This window comes from Agromyces terreus, from assembly GCF_009749465.1.
Lineage (GTDB): Bacteria > Actinomycetota > Actinomycetes > Actinomycetales > Microbacteriaceae > Agromyces > Agromyces terreus.
This window is the reverse complement of the sequence record NZ_WBIS01000003.1, coordinates 324,083-333,839: the sequence shown is the minus strand read 5'-3', so window position 1 is coordinate 333,839 and position 9,757 is coordinate 324,083. Positions and strand designations below refer to the sequence as shown.

The 9,757-nt window shown below is 71.6% G+C and carries 7 protein-coding genes; 1 reads left to right on the top strand and 6 read right to left on the bottom strand.

What is annotated here, in order from left to right; translation table 11 throughout:
- Window positions 1–59: 59 nt before the first annotated feature.
- Genes gcvPB through GQQ92_RS10130 form a run of 3 tightly spaced genes read right to left on the bottom strand, consistent with a single transcriptional unit; the run spans window position 60 to window position 5,204 of the window.
- Complete coding sequence (gcvPB, locus tag GQQ92_RS10140; protein ID WP_156999117.1) at window positions 60–1,673, bottom strand: aminomethyl-transferring glycine dehydrogenase subunit GcvPB; 1,614 nt, start codon at window positions 1,671–1,673, stop codon at window positions 60–62.
- Entirely contained in the window at window positions 1,670–3,118 is a 1,449-nt protein-coding gene (gcvPA, locus tag GQQ92_RS10135) for an aminomethyl-transferring glycine dehydrogenase subunit GcvPA (protein WP_156999116.1), read from the bottom strand. Before gcvPA ends, gcvPB begins: the two co-directional genes overlap by 4 nt.
- 7 nt (window positions 3,119–3,125) lie before the next feature.
- The gene (locus GQQ92_RS10130; RefSeq protein WP_232057624.1) at window positions 3,126–5,204 is read right to left on the bottom strand and encodes a beta-galactosidase; all 2,079 of its coding nucleotides are present in this window, start codon (window positions 5,202–5,204) and stop codon (window positions 3,126–3,128) included.
- A gap of 151 nt (window positions 5,205–5,355) precedes the next feature.
- On the opposite strand from GQQ92_RS10130, the gene GQQ92_RS10125 reads away from it, so the two are divergent.
- Window positions 5,356–6,012 (top strand): GntR family transcriptional regulator, encoded by a 657-nt coding sequence (locus GQQ92_RS10125; RefSeq protein WP_156999115.1) that lies wholly within the window; start codon window positions 5,356–5,358, stop codon window positions 6,010–6,012.
- A gap of 96 nt (window positions 6,013–6,108) precedes the next feature.
- Here GQQ92_RS10125 and GQQ92_RS10120 read toward each other — a convergent pair whose 3' ends face one another.
- The 3 genes from GQQ92_RS10120 to GQQ92_RS10110 are packed head-to-tail and all read right to left on the bottom strand — an operon-like array spanning window position 6,109 to window position 9,757.
- Window positions 6,109–7,845: an amylo-alpha-1,6-glucosidase gene (locus GQQ92_RS10120; RefSeq protein WP_156999114.1), complete on the bottom strand. Its 1,737-nt coding sequence runs from the start codon at window positions 7,843–7,845 to the stop codon at window positions 6,109–6,111.
- Window positions 7,842–8,789, bottom strand: coding sequence for a carbohydrate ABC transporter permease (locus GQQ92_RS10115; protein WP_156999113.1), 948 nt, complete (start codon window positions 8,787–8,789; stop codon window positions 7,842–7,844). Before GQQ92_RS10115 ends, GQQ92_RS10120 begins: the two co-directional genes overlap by 4 nt.
- A complete protein-coding gene (locus GQQ92_RS10110; protein ID WP_232057623.1) occupies window positions 8,786–9,757 on the bottom strand; it encodes a carbohydrate ABC transporter permease in 972 nt (323 codons plus the stop codon). Before GQQ92_RS10110 ends, GQQ92_RS10115 begins: the two co-directional genes overlap by 4 nt.

The window sequence follows — 9,757 nt, the reverse complement described above, 5'->3', positions numbered from 1 at the left end:
GGCGAGGCCCGCGGGCCCGCCGACCCCGGCGACCGGGTTCACGATGAGGCCGAGCATGCTCAGGCCGCCGCCTCCGCGGTGTCGGCCGCGGCGGGCGCGCCCGCCGGGCGCCCGGCGAAGTACTTGCGACGGTAGGCGCGCCAGGTGATCGCCCAGCGCTCGGGGTCGTCGAGGTCGTCGTGGTGCGTGTGGTGCACGGTCTGACGGTGCGGCGCGGTGCGCACGACCTCGGGCTCCTCTCGAGCCTCGCGCGCGATCTCGGCCAGCACGGCCGCGTACTCGTCGAGCTCGGCCATCGAGTACGACTCGGTGGGCTCGAGCGTGAACGGCTGCGGCACGATGTACGGGTGGTGGCTGGTCCAGTAGTGCATGCCGAAGTCCGCGGCCCGCACCCCGATCTCCTCCGAGCTGATGCCCGTCTCCTCGAACAGGTCCTGCCACGAATAGCGCACCTGCTCGATCCGGCGCCGCCCAACCGCGTACGGCGCGGAGGCGCCCGGGATCTCGAGGATGCGCTTCATGAGGTAGTTGTTGTTCAGCACCGCGGTCTCGGCCACGGCGCGGAGGCCCTCGGCGCCGAGCGCCATCATCCAGGCGTAGGCGCGGACGATGTTGGGCACGACCCCGAAGAAGGGCGCGACCGATCCGATCGAACGCGACCCGGCCTGCTCCACGGTGAATCGCTCGCCGTCGCGCATCACGCGAGGGCCGGGCAGGAAGGGCGCCAGTGCAGAGCTCACGGCGTTGGCGCCGGCGCCCGGTCCGCCGCATCCGTGCGGGGTGCCGAAGGTCTTGTGCAGGTTGAAGTGGCAGACGTCGAAGCCCGCGTCGCGCGCCCTCGTGATGCCGAGGATGCCGTTGGCGTTCGCCTGGTCGTACGAGGCGAGGGCGCCGACCGCGTGGGCGGCGTCGACCCATTCCCGGATCGCCGGGTTGTAGATGCCGGTGTCCTCCGGGTTCGTCACCATGATCGCCGCCGTCCGCGGTGACAGGGCGGCTTTCAGCGCGTCGAGGTCGGGGTAGCCGTCGGCGTCGGGGTACAGGGTGACGACGTCGTAGCCGGCCGCCTTCGCCGCCGCCGCGTTCGACGGGTGGCTGAAGATCGTCGTGATGACCTCGCGGCGCTGCTCGGCCTCGCCGTTCGCCTCGTGGTAGGCCCGGATCATCGCGATGTTCGACCAGATCGCCGCCGACCCGCCCTGCGTGTGCAGCGAGACCTCGTCCATGCCCGAGATCTCGGCGAGCATCCGTTCGGTGCGCCAGACGATCTCGAGCACGCCCTGCACGTCGGCGGGGTCCTGCAGCGGGTGCAGGGCCGTGAGCGTCGGCGTGTTGACGAGCCGCTCGTTGACCTTCGGCGCGTATTTCATCGTGCAGGTGCCCTGACCGATGTCGACGTTGAGGTCGGCGCCGAGGTTCTCCTGCGAGAGCCGGAGATAGTGCTTCAGCACCCGCATCTGGCCCATCTCGGGCAGCGCGGGCGGGGTCGCGCGGCGCAGGTGCTCCGGCAGGGCGGCGACGACGTCGCCGACGGCCCCGAGCACCCTCGACTCGACCGGGGTCACGAGCACGCCGCGTTCGCCGGGCGTGGTCAGCTCGAACACGATCGGTTCGTCCCAGCTGGCCTGGTGGAAGCGCCGGACGGCGGGCTTGGGGGCGACGGGGAGGCTCATGCGCTCTGCTCCTCGAGAGTAGGGGCGGGGTCGGATGCCGCGGGCACGTCGGCGCCGGCGAGGTCGGATGCCGCGGGGCTCGCCCCGACGGCCGCGGCGAGGGACTCGGCGAGCCGGTCGATGTCTCGCTGCGACGTCATCTCGGTCACGCAGACGAGGAGGGTGCGCTCGTCGAGCGGCACACCGGGCTCGATGCCCACGAGGCGCAGGTCGCGCACGACGTCGCCCGCCGTGCGGCCGGTGCCGCCGAGGTCGACGGTGAACTCGCGCAGGTGCAGCGCGTCGTCCCCGAGCTCGACGCCCGGGATCGCGGCGAGCGCGCGCCGGGCGTACTCGGTGCGGGCGAGCAGCACCTCGCCGAGCTCGCGCATGCCCTCGGGCCCCATGAGGGTCAGGTAGACGCCGGCGGCGATGCCCCAGAGGGCGGCGGCGGTGCCGACCCATTCCTTGCCCTCCTCGCGGTGCGCGAACGAGGTCCGGTCGTAGGCGACGTCGCCGAAGCCGTACTCGCCGGGAACGTCAGTAGTGGCGAGCCCGAACAGCCGCGAGGGCATCTCCATGATGAACCGGGGGTCGTCGTGCACGGCGATGAATCCGCCATGCGCTCCGCCGAACCACTGGTGCAGTCCGAGCGACTGGATGTCGCCGCAGACGATGTCGGCGCCGTGCTCGGCGGGCGGCACGAGCACGCCGTACCCGATCGGGTCGGTCCCGACGACGAGCACCGCCCCGACGGCGTGCGCCGCGTCGGCGAGTTCGCGGAGGCGTGCCTCGACCGCGCCCGTGGCGCTCGGGGTCTCGACCCAGACCGCCGCGACGTCGTCGGCGAGGAGGGACGCGACGGCCGCGGCATCCGCGGTGCCTCCGATGGTCGGCACGATCTCGAGGTCGAGGTGTCCGCGAACGAAGTCGTGCACCTTGGACGCCTTCGCCGGCAGCACGTCGCTCGCGACGAGCACCCGCCGGCGGCCGGTCATGCGCCCGGCCATCGCGAGGCCGGTCGCGGTGGCCTGGTAGCCGTCGTAGGTCGGCACGTTCACGACATCCATCGCGAGCAGTTCGGCCATGAGCGACTGGTACTCGAACAGGGCCTGGAACCGGCCGTGGTCCTCGTAGGGCTCGCCCGCGTAGGCCGTGAGGAACTCGCTGCGGTTGATGATCTCGTCGACGACGGCCGGCACGTGGTGATGGTAGGTGCCCGCGCCGAGGAAGCTCAGCCGCGTGCGGGTCGACACGTTGCGCGAGAGCAGTCCGCCGACGTGGCGTTCGAGGTCGAGCTCGGCCGTGAGCGGTTCGGGCAGGTCGAGCGGGCGGTCCAGACGCAGGTCGGCGGGCACGTCGACGTAGAACTCGTCGACGGATGTTGCGCCGACAGCGGCGAGCATCGCCGCCCTCGATTCGGGGGCGGTGTTGGGGATGTACGGATGGACGAAGGGTCTGGTCATGGCGGCCTCAGTCGGTCGTGGCGGAAAGGGTGATGAACGGTGCGTGCTCGGCACGCGGCGTCGCGAGCACGGCGGCGCCGAAGCGCCCGAGCGTGAGGGCGCGGTCGGCGCGGTCGCCCGTGAGCAGGTCGAGCGCGCCCTTCGGCACGTCGACCGTGATGTCGCGCCGGCCGTGGTTCAGGACGAACGTGTAATCGGTCGTGTCGTCGGCGCGCGTCACGGCCTCGAGGTCGAGGTCGAGACGCTCCCGAGCCGGCAGGCCCGCGGCCGCGAGCACCCGGCGGAACAGCGCGACGAGACCGTCGTGCTCGAGCACCGCGCTCACGTACCAGGCTGCGCCGTCGTCGGATGCCGCGGGGCGACGCGTGATCGCGGCACGGCCGGCGAGTTCGCCGCTGCCGTATCGTGCGAGCACCTCTGCGCCCTCGGCGACCTCGATCCACTCGCCCCAGACGGGGTTCGCGAAGGCCGCGGCATCCGCCCCCTCGAATGCGACGCGCTCGGCGTGCCCGTCGGGCACGGGCCACGGCTCGTCGACCTCGACGCCGAGCAGTCCGCGCAACGGCCCGGGGGCGCCGCCGTCGTGCACCTTCTCGGTCGCGTCGACGACGCCCGAGAACGGGCCGACCACGAGCTGCCCGCCGCGGTCGGCGAAGGCGGCGAGCGCCGCCGCCTGCGCGTCATCGGCGAGGTAGAGGTTCGGCACGACGACGAGGTCGTACTCGTCGAACGGTCCGATCGCGCGCACGGTGTCGACGGGGTGGCCGAGCGCGTGCAGCGCGGCGTGCCAGGCGCGCGCCTGCGCCGGCCAGCTCAGCCGCTGCGAGGGCAGCGACTCCGCGGCCGACGAGCCCCACCACGAGTCGTAGTCGACGACGAGCGCGACGCGGGACCGCACGCGGGTGCCCCTGACCGGTTCGAGCCGTGACAGCTCGGCGCCGAAGGCCTTCGCCTCATGGAAGGTGCGCGAGCGCTCGCCACGGTGGCCGAGCATCGCCGAATGGAACTTCTCCTGCCCGGAGCGCGCCTGCCGCCACTGGAAGCACATGGCCCCGTCGGAGCCGTGCGCGATGGCCTGGAGGCTGCCGACGCGCATCTGCCCGGGCGCCTTGGGCACGTTGACCTCGCGCCAGCTCACGCCGCTCGGGGCCTGCTCGAGCAGGAGCCAGGGCCGCCCGCCCTTGAGCGAGCGCATGGAGCCGTAGTTCAGCGCGGCCGGAATGTGCGCGAGCGGGTCGGCCGGGTCGGGGTACGCGTCGTCGGTGACGAGGTCTTCGACGGCGGCGAAGTCCCAGTAGTCGAGGTCGCGCAGGATGCTCATGAAGTTCGTGGTGACGGCGATCTCGGGCGTGACCGCTCGGAGCACGTCGACCTCGAGCTGGAAGAGCTCGAGCATCGCGTCGGAGGAGAACCGCTCGAAGTCGAGCAGTTGCGTCGGGTTCACGGGGCCGGTCGAGCGGCGCGGCGCCTCGATGTGCGACCAGTCGGTGTACCGCTGCCCCCACACGTTCACGCCCCAGGCCGCGTTGAGTCCGTCGAGGTCGCCGTAGCGCGCCTCGAGCCAGCGCCGGAAGTGGGCCGAGGACTCGGGGCACCAGCAGCGCGAGACGTGGTCGCCGTACTCGTTCGAGACGTGCCAGAGCGCGAGGGCGGGGTGCTCGCCGTACCGCTCGGCCATCGCGCGGGCCATCCGTGCGACGTTCTCGCGCCAGACGGGCGAGCTCGGGCAGTAGGCCTGGCGCGAACCGAACTCGAGGCGGAGGCCGTCTTCCGTGCACGGCAGCATCTCGGGGTGGCTTCGGACGAGCCACGAGGGCGGCGTCGCGGTCGCGGTCGCGAGGTCGACCCGGATGCCGGCTGCCCACAGCACGTCGATGACGCGATCGAGCCAGTCCCAGTCGAAGATGCCGGGCGCCGTCTCGAGCTGCGGCCACGAGAAGACCGGCAGGCTCACGATGTTGACGCCGGCCTCGCGCATCAGTCGCGCGTCTTCGTGCCACACCGATTCGGGCCACTGGTCGGGGTTGTAGTCGCCGCCGTAGGCGAGGGCGTCGAGGCGGATCGCCCGAGGAGTTCCGTCGGCCACACCTGCTCCTCTCTGAGTGCGTGGGATGTACAGTCTGCGCTGCAGAATGTATTCTGTATACAGACACCGTAAACCCAGAACACGAGCCGGTCAAGCCGAGAGCACACCCTAGGCTTGCGGCGACCGACCGAACGGCCGAGAGGGCGACCACATGGCGATCGAACGCAAGAACCTGCGCTCGCAGGTCCGCGAAGAGCTGCTCGCGCGCATGCGCGCCGGCGCAGTCCAGCCCGGCGAGGGCATCAACGAGGTTCAGCTCGCCGGCGAGCTCGGCGTGAGCCGCACCCCGCTGCGCGAGGCCCTCATCGCCCTCGAGAGCGAAGGCCAGATCGAGAGCGAGAACGGCAAGGGCTTCCGCTTCGCGCCGCTCAGCAAGAGCGAGTTCGAAGACCTCGCCCCCGTCATGGCAGCCCTCGAGAGCCTCGCCCTCGAGCTCAGCCCCGTCGACGAGCTCCAGCGCATCGGCGCGCAGCTCGCGACCCTCTCGCGCGAGTTCCACCAGGAGGTCGTCGAGCACGCCCTCGTCGTCACGAAGGACGACGAATGGCACGAGCTGATGCTCTCCGCGTGCCCCAACCGGCGCCTCGTCGACGTCATCGACAGCGTGCGCGGCACGTTCCACCGCTACGAGTCCCTGCTCGTGCCGAACGACGTCATGGTCGAGCGCGTCGCCGCCGAGCACACCGCCATCGCGCGATGCCTCGTCGAGGGCGACGTCCCTGGCGCGATCGTCGCCCTCAAGGCCAACTGGCTGAACGGCATGCGGCGCATCCTCGACAACGCGTCGAGCCCGTACTTCACGGCTTGAGGCGCGTCCGGCGCCGGGCCGGGCGTCCGGCGCCGGACCGGGCGTCCGCCGCTCGGCCGACCCCCGCCCGCGCCCCGCCCGCGCCCGCGCCCGCGATCAGGGCGCCGACGAGAGCCGCACCGCGAGGTCGACGAAGAGCGCGGCCGACCAGCCGAACGCCGTCGTCGCCGAGCCGGCCCGCAACCCCGTCTCGGGGTTGAAGTACTCGTGCGGCCCGCCGCCGTGCACCACGAGCGCGACGGTGCGCTCCTCGAGTTCGCGTGCGAGGTCCTGGCGTCCGGAGGCGCGCAGGCCCTCGGCGACGAGCACGTTCGTGTTCACCCACACGGGCCCGCGCCACATGCGCTCCGACGAATGGTCGGGGTCGGCGGCCGAGACCGTCGGCACCGACCAGGGGCGTGCGTAGCGTGCGGGGTCGGCGAGCGCCTCGACCAGGGCGTCGAGCACGGGCCCCGGCAGACCCCCGGTGAGCATCGGCATGAAGCCGACGATCGCGTCGCTCGCGACCCGCTCCCCCGCCGCCCGCGCCTCGAATCGGCCGGCATCCGCGTTCCACAGGGCGAGCAGCGACGCGAGGGTGCGCTCGGCGCGCTCGCGGTGGGCGACCGGGTCGCCCGCGGCATCCGCCCCGTAGCGTTCGGCGAGGCGCGCGAGCTCGAGGTCCTGGAGCACGAGGTAGGCCCCGAGGTCGGGCGCGGTCGTCGGCAGCGGGCCGTCGAAGATCGGGCTGTCGTCGAGACCCGAGGAGTACGGATGGCCGTACTCGGGCATGCCGTCGCCGTCCAGGTCGGATGCCGCGAACCACCAGTCCTGCGAACGGCGGATCGTCGCGAGCTGCGCACGCGCCCAGTCGGGCGCGTCCTCGACCTCGAGCACCTTCGCGAGCGCCCAGGCCGCGAGGGGCGGTTTCGTGAGCGGCACCGGCGCGTTCGGGTCGGCGATCTGCGAACCCGCGCGGCGCAGCCGGTCGCGGTCGGCCGCGGGCAGGTCGTCGCTCGAGGCGAGCACCCCGTGCTCGTGCACGACATCGGGCAGCTGTCCGTCCTCGCCCGGGAAGCGGAACGCGATCTCCAGCTGTTCACGCGCGAGCGCAGGGTCTCCATGGCGCAGCCCGAGGGCGATGAAGTACGCGTCCCACTGCCACACGCCGACGTAGCCGATCTTGGACGGCACCACCCCGCGAGCGCCGCCGAGCCCCGGCAGCTCGACGATGTTCGCACCGAGCACCCACCAGCAGAACGCGGCCATCTGCCGCAGATCCTCGCGCACGGACGGGCAGCGGTCGAACCAGTCGAACCAGATGCGCTCGGTCGCGGCGAGGTCGGTCGCATGCGATGCGGATGCCGCGTGCCGCACGCCGCGGTCGGCGGCCACGTCGAGACGCACCCCCGCTCCCGGCCCGACCTGTTCGCGGTGCCCGCGTCCGTCGGGCGTGCGCCATTCGACGACGAGCGCTTCGTCGTGGCCGAGGTGCTCGACCTGCTCGACGCCGATGCTCAGCGCCGTGGGTCCGGCGAACGACAGGCTCGCCGCTCCCCCGCCGAACTCGATCGCGTGCGGCAGCACCGCCGTCACGGGCAGCGGAGCTCCTGCGGCGTCCCGCACCACGAGCTCGTCGAGCACGCGGCACTCGTCGAGGCCGCGCTCGTACTCCGACGTGTGCACCCGCAGCGCCGTGGCCGGCGGCGCGCCGTCGACGGCGCCCGGGCCCGTGAGGTCGCCGCGATCGGCGCGGAACACGAGCAGGCGCGAACGCGGCAGCGTGAACGGGGCCTGCACGAGATCGAGGTGGCGCGCTGCGAGCGACGCCCGCTCCGCGGCATCCGGGCTCATCGTCCCCCCAGTCCCGAAGCGGCCATGCTGTTGAGGATCCGGCGCTGACCGATGACGAACACGACGAGCATCGGGATCGTCGAGATCGCCGAGGCCGCCATGACGAGGCCGTAGTTGATCGAGCCGAACTGCCCCTGGAAGCTCGACAGCAGCAGCGGCACGGTGAACAGGTCGGGCGTGTTCAGCAGCACCAACGGGAACAGGAACGCGTTCCACACGCTCAGCGAGACGATGATGCTGAGCGCGGCGAGCCCCGGCTTCAGGTTCGGCAGGATGATGCTCCAGAAGATGCGCCACCGGCCGGCGCCGTCGACCAGGGCCGCCTCCTCGAGCTCCTTCGGCAGCGCGAGCACGAACTGGCGCATGAGGAACACGGCGAACGGGTTCGCGAGCAGGCCCGGCACGATGAGCGCGAGGTGCGAGTCCACCCAGCCGAGCTGCGTCATCAGCAGGTAGAACGGGATGAGCGTCACCTGCACCGGGATCATCTGCGTCGCGAGGAACACGATGAACAGCACCCGGCTGCCGCGGAACGGGATGCGCGCGAACGCGTACCCGGCCATCGAGGCCGTGATCAGCGTGCCGATCACCACGATCACGGCGATGTAGATGCTGTTGACGTATGCCTGGCCGAACGGCACCGCGTTCCACGCCTCGACGTAGTTGTCGAGGGTCCACGGCTTCGGCAGGAACGCGAGCGGATCCTGGAGCAGCTGCGGAAGCGTCTTGAACGAGGTCAGGAGCATCCAGATGAACGGGAACACCATCGCGATGCCGCCGACGACGAGCAGCGCGTGCAGCGCCACGGAGCCGAGCGTGCGGCGTCCGCGACCGCTCCGCTGCGTGCCGGGGCGGTACGGGTGGTCGGGCGCGGAGATCGCGACGGTCGAGTCGGTCGGCGCGGGCTGGACGCCGTCGGTCAGCCTCGGATTGGCGAATGTCATGCTGCGTCGTCCTCGTAGTGCACGAACTTCTTCTGGGCTCCGAACTGGACCGCCGTGATGATCAGGGTGATGACGAGCAGGATCACGCTCGCCGCGCTCGACGGTCCGAACTCGAACCGGCCGAAGCCGAGATCGTAGATGTGGTAGACGATCGTGCGGGTCGCGTTGTCGGGCCCGCCGCCCGAGACGAGGACGTACACCGTGTCGAACGTCTGCAGCGAGGAGATGAACGCGACCACCGAGGAGAAGAACACGATCGGCGAGAGCAGCGGCAGTCGGATGCTGGTGAACAGACGCCAGGCGCCGGCGCCGTCGATGCGGGCGGCCTCGATGACCGCGGGCGAGATGTTCTGGAGCCCGGCCAGGAAGATGACCACGTTCAGGCCGACCGACGACCAGATCGTCACGATGCAGACGGCGAGCAGGGCCAGCTTCGGGTCCTGCAGCCAGTCGGGCGGCGCGATGCCGAAGATCTTCGAGATCGCGGTGGAGAGCACCCCGTCGGCGCGGAACATCTGCTGCCAGATCATCGCCACCGCGACCGTTGAGGTCACGACCGGCGCGAAGAAGAGGATCAGGTACAGCGTTCGGGTCTTCAGCCGTTCGAGCGCGACGGCGATGACGACCGCGAGCCCGAGCCCGATCGGCACGGTCACGACCGCGATGATGAGCGTGTTCAGGATCGCCCGGCCGAGCAGCTCGTCCTGGAGCTGGGCGGTGAAGTTCTCGAAGCCGACCCAGGTCAGGTCGCCGAGTCCGTCCCAGCTCGCGAAGGCGAGCACGAGGCTCGCCGCGAAGGGCAGCACGACGAAGAGCAGCATGCCGAAGAGCTGCGGCCCGACGAAGACGTAGCCCCATCGCCGATCGCGACGACGCCAGGCGGCCTCGGCGCGCATCGGGCGGGGCGGCGGAGCGGATGCCGCAGACGCTGCCTGCGACATCCGCTCGCCGGTGGCGAGTCCGCTCAC

What these genes read in the sequence shown, in the direction of transcription:
- gcvPB (WP_156999117.1), bottom strand. Translation starts at nt 1,673, where the DNA reads ATGAGCCTCCCCGTCGCCCCCAAGCCCGCCGTCCGGCGCTTCCACCAG.
- gcvPA (WP_156999116.1), bottom strand. Translation starts at nt 3,118, where the DNA reads ATGACCAGACCCTTCGTCCATCCGTACATCCCCAACACCGCCCCCGAA.
- GQQ92_RS10125 (WP_156999115.1), top strand. Translation starts at nt 5,356, where the DNA reads ATGGCGATCGAACGCAAGAACCTGCGCTCGCAGGTCCGCGAAGAGCTG.
- GQQ92_RS10120 (WP_156999114.1), bottom strand. Translation starts at nt 7,845, where the DNA reads ATGAGCCCGGATGCCGCGGAGCGGGCGTCGCTCGCAGCGCGCCACCTC.
- GQQ92_RS10115 (WP_156999113.1), bottom strand. Translation starts at nt 8,789, where the DNA reads ATGACATTCGCCAATCCGAGGCTGACCGACGGCGTCCAGCCCGCGCCG.